The sequence below is a fragment of the Herbaspirillum sp. 3R11 genome, from assembly GCF_004563925.1.
Classification (GTDB): Bacteria; Pseudomonadota; Gammaproteobacteria; order Burkholderiales; family Burkholderiaceae_D; genus Herbaspirillum.
Genome location: NZ_SPNJ01000004.1, coordinates 632,998 through 653,341, shown reverse-complemented (window position 1 = coordinate 653,341; position 20,344 = coordinate 632,998). Strand labels below are relative to the sequence as shown.

The 20,344-nt window shown below is 61.8% G+C and carries 19 protein-coding genes; 5 read left to right on the top strand and 14 right to left on the bottom strand.

The features are described from left to right. Window positions 1-30: 30 nt before the first annotated feature. A complete protein-coding gene (locus E4P32_RS19760) occupies window positions 31-618 on the bottom strand; it encodes an HD domain-containing phosphohydrolase (protein ID WP_116435980.1) in 588 nt (195 codons plus the stop codon). A 115-nt stretch (window positions 619-733) separates the two neighbouring features. Between E4P32_RS19760 and E4P32_RS19755 the strand changes: the two genes are divergently transcribed. The 3 genes from E4P32_RS19755 to E4P32_RS19745 are packed head-to-tail and all read left to right on the top strand — an operon-like array spanning window position 734 to window position 3,110. Further along, window positions 734-1,912, top strand: coding sequence for an MFS transporter (locus tag E4P32_RS19755; RefSeq protein WP_116436053.1), 1,179 nt, complete (start codon window positions 734-736; stop codon window positions 1,910-1,912). 22 nt (window positions 1,913-1,934) lie between these two features. Next, a complete protein-coding gene (locus tag E4P32_RS19750) occupies window positions 1,935-2,387 on the top strand; it encodes an META domain-containing protein (RefSeq protein WP_233526732.1) in 453 nt (150 codons plus the stop codon). A gap of 27 nt (window positions 2,388-2,414) precedes the next feature. Further along, the gene (locus E4P32_RS19745; protein ID WP_116435978.1) at window positions 2,415-3,110 is read left to right on the top strand and encodes an alpha/beta hydrolase; all 696 of its coding nucleotides are present in this window, start codon (window positions 2,415-2,417) and stop codon (window positions 3,108-3,110) included. 195 nt (window positions 3,111-3,305) lie between these two features. On the opposite strand, the gene E4P32_RS19740 is transcribed toward E4P32_RS19745, so the two are convergent. Next, window positions 3,306-3,572: a hypothetical protein gene (locus E4P32_RS19740; RefSeq protein WP_116435977.1), complete on the bottom strand. Its 267-nt coding sequence runs from the start codon at window positions 3,570-3,572 to the stop codon at window positions 3,306-3,308. A 152-nt stretch (window positions 3,573-3,724) separates the two neighbouring features. Beyond that, window positions 3,725-4,696: a nitronate monooxygenase family protein gene (locus E4P32_RS19735; protein ID WP_116435976.1), complete on the bottom strand. Its 972-nt coding sequence runs from the start codon at window positions 4,694-4,696 to the stop codon at window positions 3,725-3,727. 482 nt (window positions 4,697-5,178) lie between these two features. Between E4P32_RS19735 and E4P32_RS24390 the strand changes: the two genes are divergently transcribed. Further along, window positions 5,179-7,029 carry a methyl-accepting chemotaxis protein gene (locus tag E4P32_RS24390; protein WP_116435975.1) on the top strand — a complete coding sequence of 617 codons (1,851 nt, stop codon included), beginning with the start codon at window positions 5,179-5,181 and terminating at the stop codon, window positions 7,027-7,029. 92 nt (window positions 7,030-7,121) lie between these two features. Here E4P32_RS24390 and E4P32_RS19725 read toward each other — a convergent pair whose 3' ends face one another. The 11 genes from E4P32_RS19725 to E4P32_RS19675 all read right to left on the bottom strand — a co-directional run bounded on the left by E4P32_RS19725 (window position 7,122) and on the right by E4P32_RS19675 (window position 19,048). Continuing rightward, window positions 7,122-8,030: a hydroxymethylglutaryl-CoA lyase gene (locus tag E4P32_RS19725; protein WP_116435974.1), complete on the bottom strand. Its 909-nt coding sequence runs from the start codon at window positions 8,028-8,030 to the stop codon at window positions 7,122-7,124. Window positions 8,031-8,108: 78 nt separating this feature from the next. Beyond that, window positions 8,109-9,038, bottom strand: coding sequence for a glyoxylate/hydroxypyruvate reductase A (locus tag E4P32_RS19720; RefSeq protein ID WP_116435973.1), 930 nt, complete (start codon window positions 9,036-9,038; stop codon window positions 8,109-8,111). A gap of 65 nt (window positions 9,039-9,103) precedes the next feature. Further along, a complete protein-coding gene (locus E4P32_RS19715; protein ID WP_116435972.1) occupies window positions 9,104-10,039 on the bottom strand; it encodes an MBL fold metallo-hydrolase in 936 nt (311 codons plus the stop codon). 17 nt (window positions 10,040-10,056) lie between these two features. Continuing rightward, window positions 10,057-12,078 carry an acetyl/propionyl/methylcrotonyl-CoA carboxylase subunit alpha gene (locus tag E4P32_RS19710; protein ID WP_116435971.1) on the bottom strand — a complete coding sequence of 674 codons (2,022 nt, stop codon included), beginning with the start codon at window positions 12,076-12,078 and terminating at the stop codon, window positions 10,057-10,059. A 50-nt stretch (window positions 12,079-12,128) separates the two neighbouring features. Beyond that, window positions 12,129-13,289, bottom strand: coding sequence for a CocE/NonD family hydrolase (locus E4P32_RS19705; RefSeq protein WP_116435970.1), 1,161 nt, complete (start codon window positions 13,287-13,289; stop codon window positions 12,129-12,131). A gap of 20 nt (window positions 13,290-13,309) precedes the next feature. Beyond that, window positions 13,310-14,932 (bottom strand): carboxyl transferase domain-containing protein, encoded by a 1,623-nt coding sequence (locus E4P32_RS19700; protein ID WP_116435969.1) that lies wholly within the window; start codon window positions 14,930-14,932, stop codon window positions 13,310-13,312. 79 nt (window positions 14,933-15,011) lie between these two features. Continuing rightward, entirely contained in the window at window positions 15,012-15,428 is a 417-nt protein-coding gene (locus tag E4P32_RS19695; protein ID WP_116435968.1) for a YchJ family metal-binding protein, read from the bottom strand. Beyond that, window positions 15,428-16,039, bottom strand: coding sequence for a 2-hydroxychromene-2-carboxylate isomerase (locus E4P32_RS19690; RefSeq protein ID WP_116435967.1), 612 nt, complete (start codon window positions 16,037-16,039; stop codon window positions 15,428-15,430). Before E4P32_RS19690 ends, E4P32_RS19695 begins: the two co-directional genes overlap by 1 nt. 18 nt (window positions 16,040-16,057) lie before the next feature. Then, window positions 16,058-17,263 (bottom strand): acetyl-CoA C-acetyltransferase, encoded by a 1,206-nt coding sequence (locus E4P32_RS19685; protein ID WP_116435966.1) that lies wholly within the window; start codon window positions 17,261-17,263, stop codon window positions 16,058-16,060. Between the two features lie 37 nt (window positions 17,264-17,300). After that, the gene (locus E4P32_RS19680) at window positions 17,301-18,485 is read right to left on the bottom strand and encodes an isovaleryl-CoA dehydrogenase (protein ID WP_116435965.1); all 1,185 of its coding nucleotides are present in this window, start codon (window positions 18,483-18,485) and stop codon (window positions 17,301-17,303) included. A 122-nt stretch (window positions 18,486-18,607) separates the two neighbouring features. Further along, complete coding sequence (locus E4P32_RS19675) at window positions 18,608-19,048, bottom strand: MerR family DNA-binding transcriptional regulator (protein ID WP_116435964.1); 441 nt, start codon at window positions 19,046-19,048, stop codon at window positions 18,608-18,610. A gap of 166 nt (window positions 19,049-19,214) precedes the next feature. Here E4P32_RS19675 and E4P32_RS19670 point away from each other — a divergent pair, with 166 nt between their 5' ends. After that, the gene (locus tag E4P32_RS19670; RefSeq protein WP_116435963.1) at window positions 19,215-20,282 is read left to right on the top strand and encodes an MBL fold metallo-hydrolase; all 1,068 of its coding nucleotides are present in this window, start codon (window positions 19,215-19,217) and stop codon (window positions 20,280-20,282) included. The last annotated feature ends 62 nt before the right edge of the window (window positions 20,283-20,344 follow it).

Here is a 20,344-nt window from a genome sequence, read left to right as displayed (position 1 = left end):
GCGGCAATGCCAAGAGTGTAGCGGAACTTGTCAGGGCGCGTTGCCGCAGACCTGCAGGCAGGCGTCGACCGCGTCCGGGTCGAGCCGGATGCCGCGCAGGCGGCTGATTTCTTCCAGCGCAGCGGGCATGCCGAGGCTCTTGCGATAGGGCCGGTCTTCGGACATCGATTCGACGATGTCGGCGACGGTGAGGATGCGTGCCTCCGGCAGGATGTCGTCGCCGCGCAGGCCGCGCGGATAGCCGGAACCGTCCAGGTATTCGTGATGTGCGTGGACGATGTCGGCCACCGGCAGCGTGAAGGAAATGCGCTTGAGCACATCGTAGCTGGTCTGCGCATGCGTCTTGATCAAGGCAAATTCAGCATCGTTGAGCTTGCCGGGTTTGTTGAGGATGTCCAGCGGGATGTCGACCTTGCCGATGTCGTGCACGCGTGCGGCCATGTGCAGCGCTTGCAGGCGTGGCGCATCAAGTTTCATGCGGCGACCGATCTGCAGCGCCAGCGTGGCGACGCGGTCTTCGTGCAATGGCGTGTAGTTGTCGATCAGGTCTTGCAGTGCGAGCAGTGCGTCGAGGGCCTGGGTCTGAAGTTGGTGTAGCGGGTCGGAGAGATCGGACATGCAAAAAATGAAACGGAAAATGAAACGGGTACAGCGGTGAATGGAAGGAACATCATCGGCGCAGGCAGGATGCGGGATAATGGCAGCCGACGAAGTTTATTCCTCTCTGGATTGCATGACAACCGACCTGACTTTGAATTCGACTGCGGATGCGCCGACCGACGCGACCACATGGCGCGCCCGCTGGCGCCGCAGCGCGATTCCGTTTTTCTTTTTCATGCTGGGCCTGCTGTACGCCAGCTGGGCGGCGCGCATTCCGTCGATCCGCGACAACCTGCAGCTCGATGCCGCCACGCTGAGCATGGTGCTGCTGTGCGGCGGCATCGGTGCGGTCGGCTCGTTTCCGCTGGCGGCGTGGCTCAACGCGCACTACGGTCCGCGTCGTACCACCTGGTATGCCGGATTGGTGCTGCTGCTGACCTTGCCGGCGCTGGGCATTGCCCCCAACCTGGCGCTGCTGATGTTGTTCAGCGCGATCTACGGCGCCGCCTCGAGCTGCTTCGACGTCGCCATCAATGCGCTGGGCGCAGTGGCGGAAAAACAGGCCGGGCGCTCCATCATGTCGCTGCTGCATGCGTGGTTCTGCGTCGGCACCTTCAGCGGCGCCTTGCTGGGTAGCGCGGTGGCGGCGCTTGAGGTCACGCCGTTCTGGCATTTCGCGGCGCTTGCCGTGGTGTTCCTGCTGCCGCTGCGATTGGGGTACAAGGCGATGCCGAACGACCGGCCGGAACCCAGCGCCGACAAGAAGATCTTCGCCATTCCGCACGGCCATCTGGTGGCGCTCGGTCTGATCGGATTCTGCGGCGCGATTGTCGAGGGATCGATTGCCGACTGGAGCGGTCTGTACATGAAGGACCACATGCACGCCGGCGACGGCGGTGCGCCGCTGGCTTATGCCGGGTTTGCCGGCATGATGCTGCTGGCGCGCTTGGTGGGCGACCGCCTCAAGGAGCGCTGGGGCGCGCGCAAGGTGGTCGGCTTCGGTTCGCTGCTGGCAGCGGTGGGCGTGTTCATTGCGGTCGCGGCGATCAATATTCCGTTGGTCATCATCGGTTTCGCGATCGCCGGCACCGGCGTGGCGATGGTGTTTCCGTTCGTGTTCAGCGCGGCCGGGCGGCATGGCGCGATCGCGCTGGCCGGCGTCGCCACGCTCAGTTACAGCGGCGGCCTGATCGGGCCGCCGGTAGTCGGTTTCCTGGCGCATGGCTTCGGCCTGCAGGCGGGCCTGGCATTCATCGGCACGCTGTGCATCGCGGTGGCGCTGGCGGCCAGCCGGGCCAAATGGCTGGAATGATTTTCACCATGGAGAGGGCATCATGAAACGATATATTGCAATGCTGGCGGCGCTGCTTGGACTGGCAGGCTGCGCTTCGCAACCGAGCGGTGCCGACGGCGCCGCGCTGACCAGCGTGCGCTGGGAACTGACCAGCTGGCCGGGGCATGAGATCCCGCGCGGCGGCGAGGGCAGCGCGCCGGTGATCCTGAGCTTCCAGGACGACGGCGCCCAGGCCAGCGTCAGCGGCCGCGCCTGGTGCAATCCATTCAACGCGCCGTATGTGCTGCGCGACGGCGGCCGTCTGACCATCGGGCATGCTGCAGCAACACGCATGGCCTGCCCGGGCAAGGCCATGGAGTTCGAAGCGGTTTTCCTCGACTGGCTGCAAGCGCTGGAACGTTACCGCATCACCGGCCGTACGCTGGAGCTGTTTGCCGCGGATGGAGACGTCATGACCTTGCAGGCGCGCGAGAAACCGGCGACGCCAAAATAATCAGCTGATTGGGAAGAGAACAACAACATGCGCGATCTGGTTTTTTTACCGGGCTTCATGCTCAACGCATCCTTGTGGGACGACATGCGCAGCGATCTGGCCACGCTCGGCACGCTGCATTTCGGCGACCTCGGCCAGGACAATTCACTGGACGCCATGGCCGATCGGGTGCTGGCCAATGCGCCGGACAAGTTCGTGCTGTTCGGTTTTTCCATGGGCGGCTTCGTGGCCCAGGCGATTGCACTGAAAGCACCGGAGCGCGTGCTCGGCCTGGGCTTGCTGAATACTTCGTCGCGTCCGCAAAGCGAGCAGGAATCGGCCGCTACGCTGGCGCAGATCGCGTTGGCGGAAAAGGCGCCGTTCAAGGGGCTGACTTCGCGCGCGCTGGCGTCGTCGCTGCATCCCGACCGTGCCGGCGACGCTGCGCTGTTGCAACGCCTGCAAGCGATGGCGCTGAACAACGGCAAGGAAGTGTTCCTGCGCCAGTTGTCGACGCTGCGCGACGGCAGCTATGCCGACCTGCACCGCATCGATTGCCCGGCGCTGATCGTGGCCAGCGATGCCGACCGTTTGCGTACGGTGGAAGAGTCGGAAGAAATGGCGCAGCGCATTCCGGCCGCGCATTTTGAAATCGTCCGCGATTGCGGCCACATGACGCCAATGGAAAAGCCGCAGGAATTATTCACCATCATCCGCGACTGGATTGCCGCTTCCGGGCTTTGACCGAGGCCGCAGCGTTACCGCGCCGGGTGGGGCACAAAGCGGATCGCCCAAATGCAATACGCCGCTGATCAGCGGCGTATCGTTTGGCGGCATGGCAGCCTGTTCAGGCCAATTTGCCGGCAAATTTCGTCTCTTGATTTTCTGTCAATGCTTGCTGTTCCGCGCTGCTGAGTACGTCCGTTGCATACGCAAGGTTCAATGTGACTTGTCGAACGGGTCATCCTTGCGCGGTGCTTCGCTGGCGCGTTTGCCGGGTCCCTTGTTCATCTCGTCGAGACCGCCGCTGCCGCGCAGATCGGTGTCCACCTGGCCTTCGCGGATGTCTTGATAGGCGCGTCGCATTTCCTTCTGGTCGACATCGCTGCGCTGGCTGTCACCGGACTGGTCGTGCTCATGGGGCAGACGCGCCTTGTTTTCCGGTTTTGGATGGCGATCTTTTCTGGTGCGCAGAAAGCTGGTCATAAAGTCCTCACGTTGTATGGTGTCTGAGACCGTACGACATACAAGTGCGCGAGAAGTGCCGTTAGTTACAAAGTCATTTGCAAATAGCGGCGTTGTCCGACAGAACCTGTCTGTCGGAGCGGCTTCGAAACCGTCGTTGAACTACGGTTGAACTACAGCGCCAGGCGTTGTCGCGCCGCTGCATACTCCGCTTCCAGACGATCGACCATCTGCGCCACGGTCGGCACGTCATCCATCAGGCCGACTGCCTGTCCGGCGCCCCAGATGTCGCGCCAGGCCTTGGCCTTGGTGTCGCCGCCGGTGCCGAAATTCATCTTGGTCTTGTCCGCTTCCGGCAGGTTGTCCGGATCGAGCCCGGCGTTGACGATGGACTTCTTCAGGTAGTTGCCGTGCACGCCGGTGAACAGGTTGGTGTAGACCACATCGGCGGCACTGGAGTCGACGATGGCCTGGCGGTATTCGTCGGTGACGTTGGCTTCCTGGGTCGCCAGCCAGCGCGAGCCGATGTAGGCCAGGTCGGCGCCCATGGCCTGTGCCGACAGGATGGCATCGCCGGTGGCGATGGCGCCCGACAGGATCAGCGGACCCTTGAAGAACTTGCGTACTTCACCCACCAGCGCGAACGGCGACAGGGCGCCGGCATGGCCGCCGGCCCCGGCCGCCACCAGGATCAGACCGTCGACGCCGGCTTCCAGCGCCTTCTGCGCATGACGGATCGAGATCACGTCATGCAGCACGATGCCGCCGTAGCTGTGGATGGCGTCGAGCATTTCCTTCGGTGGCGCGCGCAGGCTGGAAATGATGATCGGCACGCGATGCTTCACGCAGACTTCCACATCGTGGGCAAGGCGGTCGTTGGACTGATGCACGATCTGATTGACCGCAATCGGGCCGATGATGGCCTCGGGATGGGCCGTCTTGTACGCCGCCAGTTCGGTCTGCAACTGGGCCAGCCAGACGTCGAGCTGCTCGGCCGGGCGCGCGTTGAGGGCCGGGAAAGAGCCGACAATCCCCGCCTTGCACTGCGCCGCCACCAGCGCCGGACTGCTGGCGATGAACATCGGCGAAGCGATCACGGGCAGGCGCAGGTTCTGCAGCACGGCTGGAAGGGCGGAAGTAGGCATGGCGGCGTCTCATTGTTGTCGGTAATCGAAAGATTATAGGACATAAAATATTACGACCGTGCTTTTTATGTTGTTGCTTAGAATATTTTTTGCTTTCGCCAAGACATATTGTTTTGTAAACATGTTATGTTTTCTACAAGCCAGTCGAAGACAGTTCTACGCATCCGTATGCCACACCTATCCACAGGTGCGTAGCAGTGCCGTTCTGGCCTATAAAAGGTAATCTTTCCGAGGGGGATATATGGATGCCTTTCTGATCGTGGCCGCCGTTGCCGGCGGACTCATTCTTGCTGCGACCATCCACAGTCGCCACCTGCACGCACGCCTCCGACACGTGCGTACGCGCAGTCGCTACATACACTGACGTTTTACATCTGATCGCCATCTGACACGCAGCACCGTTTCGCACGGTGCCGCGGTGTCTTCACACGTCCCTATCCGTCGATGAGGACGCGATTTCTCACGGAAATAGGGGAACGGCAATGCGTAAATTGTTCACGCTCAAGCGGAGTTTTTTCTTCTTCTTCATCATCTTGGCGACGCTGTCGTTGCTGATGTTCGGTGCACTGCAAATGATCTTGCGAGCGCAACACGAAATCGAAAGAGCCGGTGACTCGCGCTATGAATCCTACAAACTGGCCAACGAAGTGCGCAGCAATTCCGAACACCTGACCCAAGCCGTGCGCAGTTACGTCGTCACCGGCGATGCGCGTTACGAAGCGATCTACTGGGACATCGTCGCCATCAGCAGCGGCAAGAAAGCGCGTGCCGACGGCCGCACCGTGTCGATGACCGATCTGATGAAACAAGCCGGCTTCACCGACCAGGAATTCGCCAAGCTCACTGAAGCGCAGTCGCTCTCTACTGCGCTGATCAAGACCGAGGAAGTCGCCATGCACGCCGTCAAAGGGGAATACGACGACGGCTCGGGAAAGTTCAGCAAAAAGGACACCCCCGATCTGGAGAAGGCACGCAAGCTGGTGCACGACGACGTCTATGAAAAGAACGCTGCTGCCATCATGCGTCCCATCAACGAATTTGAAAAACTGATGGACCTGCGCACCACCGGCGAACTGGACAAGGCACGCAGGGACGGCGGTATTGCCTACATGGTTGGACTGGCGATGCTGTGCCTGACGGTGGTGGTCTCGGTCACGGTGTTGTACGCGCTGTATGTATTGATCAAGAAGCAGCTCGACCAGAGCCTCGCGGTCGCCGAGCGACTCGCCACCGGCGACCTCACCGCTGAGCTGGTGGTCGAGCGTGACGACGAGCTCGGCCGACTCATGGGCGCCATCAACGGCATCGGTCAGGGACTCGCCGGCGTGGTTGGCAACGTGCGCACCGGCACTGAAACCATTAACGTCGCCTCGCGCGAAATCGCCGTCGGCAACGCCGACCTGTCCAACCGGACCGAGTCGCAAGCTTCCAGCCTGGAGGAAACTGCCAGCTCAATGGAAGAGCTCACCTCCACCGTGCGCCAGAACGCAGACAATGCGCGTCAGGCCAACTCACTGGTGACCTCGGCCTCGGAATTGGCCGTCAAGGGCGGCAAGGTGGTCGGCGACGTGGTGCACACCATGGGCTCCATAAAAGAGAGTTCAAGCAAGATCGTCGACATCATCAGCGTGATCGACGGCATCGCCTTCCAGACCAATATCCTCGCCTTGAACGCCGCAGTCGAAGCAGCGCGCGCCGGCGAACAGGGTCGCGGATTCGCCGTGGTCGCATCGGAAGTGCGCAGCCTGGCGCAGCGGTCGGCATCGGCGGCGAAAGAGATCAAGCAATTGATCAGCGACTCGGTCGGCAAGGTCGAAGCGGGTGGCAAGCTGGTCGACGAAGCGGGCGCCACCATGGGTGAAATCGTCACCTCGGTCAAACATGTTGCCGACATCATGGGCGAGATCACCGCCGCCAGTCAGGAGCAAAGCACCGGCATCGAAGAAGTCAATCGCGCCATCACGCAGATGGATGAAATCACGCAGCAGAATGCCGCGCTGGTCGAACAGGCCGCGGCGGCTGCCGAGAGTCTGCAGGAGCAGGCCGACCTGCTGGCGCAGGCCGTCAGCGTCTTCAAATTGTCAGGCAGCGATCATGCGCGCGTACAACCGCACGCGCATCCGCAGCCGGTAAGACATGTTGCGCCAGTAACGGCAGCAGCTTCGCCTGCCGCGCGAAAATTCACGCCGGCTGCAGCGGCCACAACGCCCAAAGCTGTGCCGAAACTGACGCAAAACAAGACAGCGGTGTCTGCAGCGGCGCCGGCGTCGTCAGGCAAGCTCAAGCCGGCCCTGGCAGGCGCTGACGATGGCAATTCGTGGGAAGAATTCTGACTTCCGCAACGACATGAAAAAGCGGCATGGTCGTCTGTCGACCATGCCGCTTTTTTTTACGACCAGCAACGATGGGCTCTCGGTCGCGCCGGCTACCCCAGGCGCTTCGCCGCAATGGCGTTGCCGGCGCGGCTGACCGCCTTGCGGCCGAGATGCTGCGAAATGAACTGGCCGGCATCCACCACGACGTCGAGGTCGACCCCGGTCTCGATGCCGAGGCCCTGCATCATGTACAGCACGTCTTCGGAGGCGACGTTGCCGGTCGCACCCTTGGCGTAAGGGCAGCCGCCCAGGCCGGCCACGGACGAGTGGTAAATCGTGATGCCGACTTCCAGGCTGGCGTAAATGTTCGCCAGCGCCTGGCCGTAGGTGTCATGGAAATGTCCCGACAGGCCGTCGATGTTGAATTCGCGGATCGCCGCCTGCATCACCGGCGCCACCTTGTTCGGCGTGGCTACGCCGATGGTGTCGGCGATGTCGATCTCGTCACAGCCCAGATCGCGGAAGCGGCCCACCACGTCCGACACAGACGCCAGCGGCACCTCACCCTGGTAAGGACAGCCGAAGGCGCAGCTGACTGCCGCGCGCAGACGAATCTTGTGCTGCTTGGCCGCCAATGCGACTTCACGGAAACGTTCGATCGATTCGGCGATGGAGCAGTTGATGTTCTTTTGCGAAAACGCTTCGGACGCCGCACCGAAAATAACCACCTCGTCCGCGCCCGCTTCCAGCGCCGCCTCGAAACCCTTCATGTTGGGCGTCAGCGCCGAATAGATGACTCCGGGTTTGCGCGCGATGCCGCGCATGACTTCGCCCGAGGTGGCCATCTGCGGCACCCATTTCGGCGATACGAATGAAGCGGCTTCAACGTTGACGAAGCCGGCCGAGGTCAGGCGATTGACCAGCTCGATCTTTACCTCGGCGGAGATGGTTTCCTTCTCATTCTGCAAGCCGTCGCGCGGACCGACTTCAACGATTTTGACTTTCTTGGGCAAGCTCATGGGTTGTCTCCTCGACTTATCTGCCTGGCAGTTTTTTTGATGATATCAGTTTGAGTTTTTCGCGTCGGGCGGCGCCGTTCAATACCCTTTGCTACGATCGACCAATCCCACCACCGGCTCGCCGCGCTGCAGGGCGACGATCTTTTCGGCGATCTGGCGCGCGGCTTCGCTGCGCACGGTCAATGCCGAAATATGCGGCGTGATGGCGATGCGCGGATCTTTCCAGAACGGATGCTGTGGCGGCAACGGCTCTTCCTGGAACACGTCCAGCGTGGCGCCGGCGATCTGGCCGCTGTCCAGCAAGGGCGGCAGGTCCGCCTCCACCAGATGGCCGCCGCGCGCGAGGTTGACCAGATACGCGCCATGCGGCAGGAGCGACAACGTTTCGCGATTGAGGATGCCGGCGGTGTCCGGTGTCAGCGGCAACATGCAGATCAGCACACGCGCGCCGCGCAGGAATTCGTCGAGCTGCTCACTGCCGGCGTAGGCCTCCACACCGGGCAGCGCTTTCGGACTGCGGCTCCAGCCGCTGACTTGAAACCCGAAATGCTGCAGGCTCTCGCAGATGCATTGTCCAAGCACGCCCAGACCCAGTACGCCGATGCCGAAATCGGCGCGCTCGAACGGCGGCAGCGGCTTCCACTGCCCAAGGCGCGCCTGCCGCTCGTATTGATCCAGGCGACGGTAATAGCGCAGCACCGCATGCGTGGCGAACTCCGCCATCTGCACCGCCATGCCGCCGTCGTCGATGCGGACCAGGGGCAGATGGTCCGGCACCACGTTCAGTTTCAGGATCGCATCGACGCCGGCGCCGAGGTTGAACACCGCCTTCAGATCCGGACGGCCTTGCAGCATCTCGAACGGCGGTTTCCACACGATGGCATAATCGGCCGGCGCGGTGTCGCCGGATTGCCAGACGCGAATCTCGGCATGCGGCAGGGCGGAGCGAAGGTCGTGCAGCCAGGCGTCCTGGTTGACGGGATCGGCGGTCTGGAAAAGGATGCGCATCGGAGCGGGCTGAGGAGTGAGTGGAGTAAGCCGGTGATTTTACCTGCAACGCATGGCGGTCGTCGTCAGCCGGCGTTCAGCAGGGAGACGCCGTCGCTGCTCGCGGCGCCGGCCTTGATCAGTTGCGCGCTCGCCCAGTCGGCCAGGGCCTGGTCCGACAGGTGGAAATAACGACGGTTGCACAGCGCCAGCAAAGGAACCGCAGCCATCAGCGCCGCCACCTCGGGCAGGGGGATCGCCTGCCGTTCCAGCAGCAGGAACTTGAGCATCACCTTGACGCAGTTCTGCGCATTGCGCATCGGCTCGGCCTGCAGATAATCGAGGCGCGAATACGCCGTCGCCAGCGCCTGCTTCACGTCCGTGAACGGTGCTCCATGCCCGGGAATCACGACGCGCACATCAAGTCCCGCGATCAGATCCAGCGTGGCGCGTTCCTCGGCAAATCCGGATTCGCCCTCCAGTTCCGGGAAGATCACGCCGAAGCCGTTCTGCCAGAGCGCATCGGCCGAAATCAGGATGCCCTCCTGCGCACAATGCAGGATCAGCGAATGCGGATCGTGTCCCGGAGCGGCGAGTGCGGTCCACTCCAGATCGCCCAGCACCAGCCTGTCGCCGTCCTGCAAGGTGTCGTCGAACCCGAAGCGCGGACATTGCTGGCCGGTGGCGCGATAGCTCAGCGCCTCCTCATCCCAGCGCCTGACCTTGTCTGCCTCGGCGTGCGGAATGCTGGTGCGGCAGGCATGGCGCGCCTGCAAGGCGGCATTGCCGCCGCAATGATCTGAATGCAGATGCGTGTTGATGATGCGGTCGAGTCGCGGTGCGCGGCCTTGTTCGTTGAGAACATGATCGACCAGCGCCAGGGTTTGCGCGGCGTGAGTGACGTAGCCGGTGTCGACCAGCGCGGTCTCGTGCGTACCCAGAAACAGCACGTTGTTGGACGACAGCCAGCCGCGTTCCAGCACGTACACGCTGGACGGCAAGCCGTAAGGATGGGCTCTCATCAGTAATCAGTGACCGTTCAGCCCGGCGTGAACGCCAGCAGTTGCGCGCCTTCCGTCACCTGGTCGCCGACTGCGTACAGCAGTTCGTCAATCACGCCGTCGGCCGGTGCGGCAATGGTGTGTTCCATCTTCATCGCTTCCATGATCAGCAGCGGCGCGCCCTTGGTCACGCTATGACCTTTTTCGACGAGTACTGCAACGATCTTGCCCGGCATCGGCGCGGTGAGGCGGCCGCCTTCGCTTTCGACGTGGCCGGCATGCGCGAGCGGATCGTCCCAGGTCAACACCGCATGCCGACCCTGATGGAAGGCATGGAAAATATCGCCATCGCGCACCACGTTGCCGGCGATGACCTGGTCGTCCAGTGTGACGCGCAGTTCGGTGTCGCCCTGGCGTTCAAAATGCAAGCGATGCTGGACGCCGTCGCGATGCAGGATCCATTTCTGCTCGCCACGATATTCGAGTTCGATGCGATAGTCTCCCGCTTCGTCGGCAAACTGCAATGCGCGTAGCAAATTGCCATTCATGCGCCAGCCGCTGGTCTGTGCCCACAAGTCGCTTACATCATCGACGCGACCGGCTTCTTGCGACAGCAACAAGGACGTGGCCAACGCCAGCGCTGCGGTCGACGCGGGTTGTGGTGCAGGGAAGAGTGCATCGTGATTGCGCTCGATCAGGCCGGTGTCCAGATCGGCAGTGGAAAATGCTTTCCCTGCAATCAGTCGTTGCAGGAACCCGATGTTGGTGGCGAGTCCGACGATGCGATACTGCGCCAGCGCCGCTGCCATGTTCGCCAGCGCAGCGTCGCGATCTTTGCCCCAGACGATGAGCTTGGCGATCATCGGATCGTAGAACGGCGAAATCGCATCGCCTTCGCGCACGCCGGAATCAATGCGCACGGCAGCCGGTGTCTGCACGTGACTGCCAAGGCTATCAACGCGGAAGTGGACTGCCGGCGGCGTATGCAGATAGCGCAGCGTGCCGATGGACGGCAGGAAACCCTTCTCCGGATTTTCCGCGTAAATGCGCGCCTCGAGGGCATGGCCGTTGAGCTGCAATTGTTCCTGGCGCAACGGCAGGTGTTCACCGAAGGCCACGCGCAATTGCCACTCGACCAGATCGAGGCCGGTGATCATTTCGGTGACCGGATGCTCGACCTGCAAGCGGGTGTTCATCTCCATGAAGTAGAACGAGCCATCTTGGTTTGCGATGAATTCCACCGTACCCGCACCGACGTAACCAACCGCCTTCGCCGCCGCCACGGCCGCGTCGCCCATGGCGCGACGGCGTTCTTCGCTCATGCCTGGCGCCGGCGCTTCTTCCAGTACTTTCTGGTGACGGCGCTGCACCGAGCAATCCCGTTCGAACAGATAAACGCATTCACCGTGACCGTCGGCGAAGACCTGGATTTCGATATGGCGCGGACGCGTCAGGTAGCGTTCCACCAGCACCTTGTCGTCGCCGAAGCTGTTGATGGCTTCGCGCTTGCAGGACGCCAGCGCGGCCTTGAAGTCTTCCGATTTCTCGACGATGCGCATGCCCTTGCCGCCGCCGCCGGCACTGGCCTTGAGTAGCACCGGATAGCTGATGCGGTCGGCTTCCTTCTGCAGGAAATCGGCATCCTGGTTGTCGCCGTGATAGCCGGGCACCAGCGGCACATTGGCTTTTTCCATCAGGGCCTTGGCCGCTGACTTCGAACCCATCGCATGGATCGCCGACGCCGGCGGGCCGATGAAGACCAGGCCGGCCTTGGCGCAGGCCTCGGCGAAACCGGCGTTCTCGGACAGGAAGCCATAACCGGGATGGATCGCCTGCGCGCCGGTCGCCAGCGCCACGGCGATGATCTTGTCGCCGAGCAGGTAGCTCTCCTTGGCCGGCGCCGGGCCGATCAACACCGCCTCGTCGCAGGCGGCGACATGTTTGGCATGCGTATCGGCTTCGGAATACACGGCAACCGTCTTGATGCCGAGCTTGCGCGCGGTCTCGGCTACCCGACAGGCGATCTCGCCGCGATTGGCGATCAGAATTTTGCTGAACATCTTGTCTCCTTCAATGTGACCGGTTTGTTGTGTGCCGATATGTAGATACGTCAGTGCAAGGCGGCGCTCTTGTCACTGTTATTTTGTTTGTCGTCGATCCAGACCACGTTCTGGTCGATGGCGTAGAGACGGCAAGCGTCCTTGGAATATTTCTGGCATTGCAGCAGGGCCCGCTCAGTTGTATTTTCTCCGGTCGAGGACCAGCCGGTTGCGCCGGACGATGAAATGGCAAATGCCCGAGGCAAGGCGAGTTTGAGAAAGCCTTCGTAGTGCTCTCGTTTTTTTTGATCCAGATAAGGAACTGCAGCGCTGTCTTCCAATTTGGCAAAATCGGTCTTCGGCAATTCATCCGCCAGCACAACCGTCTTCTCGGTCGGCAATCCCAGACGCTTGAGCAGCGCTTCGGTCTCCGGCCACCAGATGGCAACGCCATCGCGGCTGCCACTCATGCCGTGCGAATCATTCTTGAACGGGCCGTAGGCAATCAGCCTGGCATCGGCGCCGGATCGGATGTAAGCCTCATGCATCTTGCGGGCCAACTCCGGATTGAAGTAACTGTCGTTTTCGCCATAGAACCAGAGACTGGGGATATGCGTGGCCTTGCCGTAGCGTTCGAAAGCATCAATCAACGCCGGTTTCCAGCCGCAGCCCAGCATGTCATAGCGCAGCCCGCCGGCAAAATTGAGCAATGCCTTGACGTGCGGCGGATTGCGCGCGCCGAAAGCCATGGTCGTCAGACCTCCATGCGATTGCCCCATGATGATGACATTCTCCTTGTCGACCCAGGGTTGCCGGATTGCATAGTCCAGCGCAGCTTGCACATCGTCCGCCTGTGCATCTCCGTTGCCGCCGATATTGCAGCCGCCATCGACATAGAGCCCGCCGGATTTGGAGAAACCTTTGCGCATGGGAATGATGACCGCATAACCGCGCCGCACAAATTCATTGCTGATGGATATTCCGCGATAGCGGAGTTGGAACGCCGGTATCCCGGGAGCTTTCCCGTGATTCATGATGAGTAGTGGAAAAGGTCCATCGCCGGGAGGCTTGTAGATTGTGGTTTCCAGTTTCACGGAAAACATGCCCGTGCCGGAGGGAATCATGACGACTTCCTCGCGCAATCCTTTGTTCCACGGCAGTTCGGCGCTAAAAGCCGGAACCTGGCACATACAGAACGCAACCAACAAGGCGATGGAGATTTTCTTTTTCATTTTTATCGCGTACGAAAGATTTACATGCGGAATACGCCGAACTTCGTCTCTTCAATCGGCGCATTCAACGCCGCGCTCAGTCCCAGTCCAAGCACGGTGCGGGTATCGGCAGGATCGATCACGCCGTCATCCCACAGGCGCGCCGAGGCGTAGTAGGGATGGCCCTGATGTTCGTATTGCTCGCGGATCGGCGTCTTGAAGGCGGCTTCTTCTTCCGCCGTCCAGCTGCCGCCCTTGGACTCGATGCCGTCGCGCTTGACGGTGGCCAGCACGCTCGCAGCTTGTTCGCCGCCCATCACCGAGATGCGCGCGTTCGGCCACATCCACAGGAAGCGCGGCGAAAATGCGCGGCCGCACATGCCGTAGTTGCCGGCACCGAAACTGCCGCCGATGATCATCGTCAGTTTCGGTACGGCGGCGGTCGACACGGCGGTCACCATCTTGGCGCCGTTGCGCGCGATGCCTTCGTTCTCGTATTTCTTGCCGACCATGAAGCCGGTGATGTTCTGCAAGAAGATCAGCGGGATCTTGCGCTGGCAGCACAGTTCGATGAAGTGCGCGCCCTTGAGCGCCGACTCCGAGAACAGGATGCCGTTGTTGGCGATGATGCCGACCGGCATGCCGTACAGGTGCGCGAAGCCGCATACCAGCGTGGTGCCGTAACGCGCCTTGAATTCGTCGAACTCGCTGCCGTCGACCACGCGTGCGATTACTTCGCGCACGTCGAAAGGTTTGCGCGTGTCGGCCGGGATGATGCCGTACAGTTCGCGCGCCGGATACTTCGGCTCGCGCACTTCGCGCATGGCCAGCTGCTGCGGCTTGGTGCGGTTGAGGTTGCCGACGATGCTGCGCGCAATCGACAGCGCGTGCAGATCGTTTTGCGCCAGATGGTCGACCACGCCCGACAGGCGCGTATGGACGTCGCCGCCGCCCAGCTCTTCGGCCGTGACGACTTCGCCGGTGGCGGCCTTCACCAGCGGCGGCCCGGCCAGGAAGATGGTGCCCTGGTCCTTGACGATGATGGACTCGTCGCTCATGGCCGGCACATACGCGCCGCCGGCTGTGCAGGAACCCATCACCACCGCGATTTGCGGGATGCCCTTGGCCGACAGGTTGGCCTGGTTGAAGAAGATGCGGCCGAAGTGATCGCGGTCGGGGAACACTTCATCCTGATTCGGCAGGTTGGCACCGCCGCTGTCGACCAGATAGATGCAGGGCAGGTGGTTGAACTCGGCGATCTCCTGCGCGCGTAGATGCTTCTTGGCGGTCATCGGATAGTAGGTGCCGCCCTTGACCGTCGCGTCGTTGCAGACGATCACGCATTCCTGCCCCGCGACGCGGCCGATGCCGGTGATGATGCCGGCGGAGGGCGCTGCATCCTTGCCTTCCTTTTCCTGGTACATGGCGTACGCGGCCAGTTGCGAGAACTCGAGGAAAGGCGTGCCCGGATCGAGCAGCATCTGCACACGATCGCGCGGCAGCAGTTTGCCGCGCGCCAGATGCTTGTTGCGCGCGGCTTCGCCGCCGCCTTGCGCGATGACCGCGATCTTTTCCTTCAGATCGTCGACGATGATTTGCATCGCCGCCGTGTTGCCCTGGAAGTCGTCGCTGCGCGTGTTCAGTTTGCTGTCGAGTTGCGGCATGATTCATTGTCTCCGGATTTCGGTTCTTATTAAGTGCGGCGTGTTCGCTGCTGCTGTTCGTTCATTGCTGTTTGTCCGCTTACTCGTCGTCCGGAAAAGCGCCGTCGACGTAGTACCAGCGCGCCACGCCGGCGGCGTCCGGCTGGCGTACGAAGCTGCTGACTTCATGCAGGCGATGTCCGCGGCCGCCGACCTTGAAGCGGGCGACGAATTCCACCGTGGCTTCATCGGCATCCTTCACATGCTTGTGCTTGATCACGTCGAGTGCGATCCATTTGACGTCGCTCTCGGCGGTGATCGGCTCGTCCGGCAGCGTGTCGGGATGCCAGGTCGCGCGCAAATATTCTTCCTCGCGCAACGAGAACGCCGTATAGCGCGAGCGCATCAATTGTTCCGCCGTCGCCGGCACGGCTTCACCTGCAATGAAGCGGCCGCAGCAGGCGCCGTAGACGCCTTTGCCGCAGGGACAGGCCTGTTTGTCTGCCTTGCCTGCCATCAGATCTTTCCGTTCTTCAGGAAAGCTTCAAGCTGGTCGAAGCGGTCGAAGCCCCAGAACGATTCGCCGTCGACGATCACGAACGGCGAGCCGAACACACCGCGTTCGATGGAGGCGGCGACCTCCGTTTTCAGCGCGTCCTTGACGGCGTCGTCGTTGAGCGCCGCCGTCAGCTTACCGACGTCGATGCCGTTATCGCCGGCGATGCGCACCACCGTCTCGAGTTTGCTGATGTCGATGTTTTCGGTGAAGTAGGCGCTGTAGAAGGCATGGATCAGATTGATCGCTTTGGCCGCCTCGTTCTGTTGCACCCACAACACCGCGCGCGCCGCATGTTGCGTGGCGATCGGCATGACGTCGGGATGGCTGAACAGGATGTTGTGGAAGCGCGCGCTGCGTTCCATGTCGTGGCGGGCATAGTCGCCTTTCAACGGTACGTTGGCAATCGGCGCAATGTTCATGGTCTTGAACACCGGGCCGAGGAGGATGGCGCGCCAGTTGACCGTGCGGCCGTATTTTGCCGCCAGTTTCTCGATCTCCAGGGAGGCGAAGTAACCGTACGGCGAACTGAAATCGAAGTAGAAATCGACAGGTGTTTTTTGGTCGCTCATGGTTGGTCCCGGAGTGAGTTACAGCAATTCAATCGCCAGCGCCGTGCCTTCGCCGCCGCCGATGCACAGGGAAGCCACACCGCGTTTGCCACCGGTCTTTTTCAGTGCGCCGATCAGCGTGACGATGATGCGCGCGCCGGATGCGCCGATAGGATGGCCCAGCGCACAGGCGCCGCCGTGGATGTTGACCTTGTCGTGGGTGATGCCGAGTTCCTTCATCGCGGCCATCGGCACGGCGGCAAAGGCTTCGTTGATTTCAAACAGGTCGACGTCGGCGGTGCTCCAGCCGATCTTCTTGTACAGGTTGTTGATGGCGCCGATCGGGGCTGTGGTGAACCAGTTCGGTTCCTGCGAGTGGCGCGCATGGCCGACGATGCGGGCGATCGGCGTGCTGCCGAGTTTCTTCGCGGTCGATTCGCGCATCAGCACCAGTGCGGCGGCGCCGTCATTGATGGAAGAAGACGAGGCGGCGGTGATGGTGCCGTCTTTCTTGAAGGCGGCTTTGAGCGTCGGGATCTTTTCGACCTTGGCCTTGCGCGGACCTTCGTCGGTGTCGACCACGACGTCGCCGGCGCGGGTGGCCACGGTGACCGGTGCAATTTCCCATTTGAAGGAACCGTCGGCGGTGGCTTGTTGTGCGCGCTTGACCGAGGCGATTGCGAAGGCGTCCTGGTCTTCGCGCGTGAAGTGGTATTTCGCCGCGCAGTCTTCGCCGAAGGTACCCATCGCGCGGCCCTTGTCGTAAGCGTCTTCGAGGCCGTCGAGCATCATGTGGTCGTAGATCATGCCATGGCCGATGCGATAGCCGCCGCGCGCTTTCGGAATCAGGTAAGGCGCATTGGTCATCGACTCCATGCCGCCGGCAACGACGATTTCATTGGTACCGGCGAGGATGGAATCGTAGCCGAACATGGCGGCCTGCATGGCCGATCCGCACATCTTCGACAAGGTGACGGCGCCGGCCGAGACCGGGATGCCGGCCTTGATCGCCGCCTGGCGCGCGGGCGCCTGGCCTTGGCCCGCCATCAGACAGTTGCCGAACAAGACGTCCTGCACTTGCTCGGGCGCGACGCCGGCGCGCTCCAACGCGGCCTTGATGGCGGCGGCGCCGAGATCGCTGGCGGTCAGCGCCGACAATTCGCCCTGGAAGGCGCCCATCGGAGTGCGCGCGGCGCCGACGATAACGATAGGGTCTTCAACGCGGTCTTCAATACGGTCTTGCATGTTCTTCTCCTGCTCGGATGAATGATTCAAAAAATGCTTACATGGTCTCGGCAAACAGTTCGCGGCCGATCAGCATGCGGCGGATTTCACTGGTGCCGGCGCCGATTTCGTAGAGCTTGGCGTCGCGCCACAGGCGGCCGACCGGATATTCGTTGATGTAGCCGTTGCCGCCCAGCGTCTGGATCGCCTCGCCGGCCATCCAGGTGGCTTTTTCTGCAGAGTAGAGGATAGCGCCGGCGGCGTCCTTGCGCAGCGCGCGCGCCGCGTCCGGCGTCTTCGCGCGGTCGCAGGCCTGGCCGACGGCATAGACGTAGGCCTTGCAGGCCATCATGGTCGAATACATGTCGGCGATCTTGCCCTGCATCAGCTGGAATTCGCCAATCGACTGGCCGAACTGTTTGCGGTCATGCACGTAGGGGACGACGACATCCATACAGGCCTGCATGATGCCGAGCGGGCCGCCGGACAGCACCGCGCGTTCGAAGTCGAGGCCGGACATCAGCACGTTGACGCCGCGACCGATGCCGCCGAGCACGTTCTCTTCCGGCACTTCGCAATCCTGGAACACCAGCTCGCCGGTGTGCGAACCGCGCATGCCGAGCTTGTCGAGTTTTTGCGCGACCGAGAATCCCTTGAAACCTTTCTCCACGAGGAAGGCCGTCATGCCGCGCGCGCCGGCTTCCAGGTCAGTCTTGGCGTACACCACCAGCACGTCGGCGTCGGGGCCGTTGGTAATCCACATCTTGCTGCCGTTCAAGACGTAGCGGTCGCCCTTCTTGTCGGCGCGCAGTTTCATGCTGACGACGTCGGAGCCGGCGTTGGGTTCGGACATGGCGAGCGCGCCGATGAAGTCGCCCGAGATCAGCTTGGGCAGGTACTTGTTCTTTTGTTCGGTAGTGCCGTTGCGCTTGATCTGGTTCACGCACAGGTTGGAGTGGGCGCCGTAGGACAGGCCGACAGAGGCCGAGGCGCGCGAGATTTCTTCCAGCGCGACGATGTGCGCGAGATAGCCCATGGCGGCGCCGCCGTATTCTTCGTCGGCGGTGATGCCGAGTACGCCGAGGTCGCCCATCTTTTTCCACAAGTCCATCGGGAACTGGTCGCTGCGGTCGATTTCCGCCGCACGCGGCGCGATTTCAGCCTGGGCGAATGCGGCCACGCTCTCGCGCAGTGCGGCGATGTCTTCGCCGTGATCGAAGGTCAAACCTGGCAGATGGATCATGTTGTGTCTCCTCGTTTGGATAATGTAATTGGTCTTGGTTTATGTGTTGGCGTGGTGCTTTACGTTAACGTCAATTCAATTGCGAATTATGCCTAAATAATGGGCAGCGCGTATTCATGGGGTCAGGCGGATTTTCTTGCGGCGGCAGGGCGGGCGTTGCGTTTTGCGGGCGCTTTGAGCGGCAGGTCGGTTTCCAGCAAGTGCAGGCATTCGGCTTCGTGCGCGGCGATTTCCTCCAGCGTCACTTCGAGATCTTCGCGCTGGCGTTCGAGCTTTTCGCGATGCTCTGCAAGTACGCCGAGGAAGCGCTGCAACTGCGATTCGGTATCCTTGGGCGACTCGTACATGTCAACCAGGTTCTTGATTTCAGAGAGGGTCAGGCCGAGGCGCTTGCCGCGCAGGGTGAGCTTGAGGCGGGTGCGTTCACGAGCGGCATAGACCCGGTTGCGGCCACCGCTGCCTTCGCGCTTCGGGCTCAGCAAGCCCTGGTCTTCATAGAACCGGATCGCGCGCGGCGTGATGTCGAATTCCTTGGCCAGCTCGGTAATGGTGTAGGTCGGCATGATCTCTTCGGGATGACGCGCTGCGGTTTCTGGAGTGGTCGTGGCACTTTACGTTAACGTAAAGTATATTGTAGGCTTGTCTGCAAAAAAATGAAAACCCCTTCTTTGATTTTGCCAGTTTGTCAATTTTCCAATGCGCCGGAATGCGTCGGCCAGTCAGGTACTCATGAACGCTCTTGAATCCCAGCTCGAATACGCCTTCGGCGACACCTTGCCCGCCGTGGGCACCACCTTGGAAGTCGCTCCCGGCATATTGTGGCTGCGCATGGGCCTGCCGTTCGCGCTGGACCACATCAACCTGTGGCTGCTGGAAGACGAGATCGAGACGCCGACCGGACGCGTGCGCGGCTGGACTGCGGTCGATTGCGGCATCGCCACCGACGCCACGAAGGAGAGCTGGGAAAGTATTTTCGTCACGCAACTGCGCGGCCGGCCGATCATCCGCGTGCTGGTCACGCATTGCCATCCCGACCACATCGGGCTGGCAGACTGGCTGTGCGGGCGCTGGAATGCGCCGCTGTGGATGAGCACCGGTGAATATGGTTTTGCGCGGCTGATGTCGGCCGGTCTGCCGGGTGCGGACGGCACGTCGGCGGCGCCGCATTTCCGCCGCCATGGACTGGTCGATGAAGAGCTGATCACCAAGCTGTCCGGGCGCAACAACTATTACAAGGATCTGGTGCCGAGCGTGCCGCTGGCGTACACGCGCATGCAGGACCAGCACACGGTGCGCATCGGCGCGCGCGACTGGCGCGTGATCACCGGCTTCGGCCATTCACCGGAACACGTTTCCTTGTATGCCGACGAGGCGCGCCTGCTGATTTCCGGCGACATGGTGTTGCCGCGCATCTCGACCAATGTGTCGGTGTTCGCCATCGAACCGGAAGCCAATCCGGTGCAGCAATATCTCGACTCGCTGAAAAAATATACCGGGCTGTCCGACGACACGCTGGTGCTGCCGTCGCACGGCAAGCCGTTCCGCGGCTTGCATACGCGCATTACGCAACTCAACGATCATCATCGCGCGCGCCTGGCGGAAGTATTGGAGGCTTGCGCGACGCCGAAGACGGCGGTGGAGATCTTGCCGGTGATGTTCAAGCGTCCGCTCGACACGCATCAGCTGAGCTTCGCGCTGGGCGAAGCGGTGGCGCATTTGCACAAGCTGTGGTTCGACGGCGTGCTGCAAAGGCGGCTCGGCGAGGACGGGATTTTCCGCTTCACGGTCGCCTCCTGATGCAATGAAAAACGGCCTGCAGATTGCAGGCCGTTTTTCCTTATGCGTTGAAGCTCAGGTGA

Bases quoted from the DNA above. Each gene is read 5' to 3' on its own strand.
- E4P32_RS19705 (WP_116435970.1), bottom strand. From the start codon at position 13,289: ATGAAAAAGAAAATCTCCATCGCCTTGTTGGTTGCGTTCTGTATGTGC.
- E4P32_RS19725 (WP_116435974.1), bottom strand. From the start codon at position 8,030: ATGAGCTTGCCCAAGAAAGTCAAAATCGTTGAAGTCGGTCCGCGCGAC.
- E4P32_RS19750 (WP_233526732.1), top strand. From the start codon at position 1,935: ATGAAACGATATATTGCAATGCTGGCGGCGCTGCTTGGACTGGCAGGC.
- E4P32_RS19760 (WP_116435980.1), bottom strand. From the start codon at position 618: ATGTCCGATCTCTCCGACCCGCTACACCAACTTCAGACCCAGGCCCTC.
- E4P32_RS19700 (WP_116435969.1), bottom strand. From the start codon at position 14,932: ATGCCGCAACTCGACAGCAAACTGAACACGCGCAGCGACGACTTCCAG.
- E4P32_RS19710 (WP_116435971.1), bottom strand. From the start codon at position 12,078: ATGTTCAGCAAAATTCTGATCGCCAATCGCGGCGAGATCGCCTGTCGG.
- E4P32_RS19735 (WP_116435976.1), bottom strand. From the start codon at position 4,696: ATGCCTACTTCCGCCCTTCCAGCCGTGCTGCAGAACCTGCGCCTGCCC.
- E4P32_RS19675 (WP_116435964.1), bottom strand. From the start codon at position 19,048: ATGCCGACCTACACCATTACCGAGCTGGCCAAGGAATTCGACATCACG.
- E4P32_RS19755 (WP_116436053.1), top strand. From the start codon at position 734: ATGACAACCGACCTGACTTTGAATTCGACTGCGGATGCGCCGACCGAC.
- E4P32_RS19670 (WP_116435963.1), top strand. From the start codon at position 19,215: ATGAACGCTCTTGAATCCCAGCTCGAATACGCCTTCGGCGACACCTTG.
- E4P32_RS19715 (WP_116435972.1), bottom strand. From the start codon at position 10,039: ATGAGAGCCCATCCTTACGGCTTGCCGTCCAGCGTGTACGTGCTGGAA.
- E4P32_RS19740 (WP_116435977.1), bottom strand. From the start codon at position 3,572: ATGACCAGCTTTCTGCGCACCAGAAAAGATCGCCATCCAAAACCGGAA.
- E4P32_RS19695 (WP_116435968.1), bottom strand. From the start codon at position 15,428: ATGGCAGGCAAGGCAGACAAACAGGCCTGTCCCTGCGGCAAAGGCGTC.
- E4P32_RS19745 (WP_116435978.1), top strand. From the start codon at position 2,415: ATGCGCGATCTGGTTTTTTTACCGGGCTTCATGCTCAACGCATCCTTG.
- E4P32_RS19680 (WP_116435965.1), bottom strand. From the start codon at position 18,485: ATGATCCATCTGCCAGGTTTGACCTTCGATCACGGCGAAGACATCGCC.
- E4P32_RS19685 (WP_116435966.1), bottom strand. From the start codon at position 17,263: ATGCAAGACCGTATTGAAGACCGCGTTGAAGACCCTATCGTTATCGTC.
- E4P32_RS19690 (WP_116435967.1), bottom strand. From the start codon at position 16,039: ATGAGCGACCAAAAAACACCTGTCGATTTCTACTTCGATTTCAGTTCG.
- E4P32_RS24390 (WP_116435975.1), top strand. From the start codon at position 5,179: ATGCGTAAATTGTTCACGCTCAAGCGGAGTTTTTTCTTCTTCTTCATC.
- E4P32_RS19720 (WP_116435973.1), bottom strand. From the start codon at position 9,038: ATGCGCATCCTTTTCCAGACCGCCGATCCCGTCAACCAGGACGCCTGG.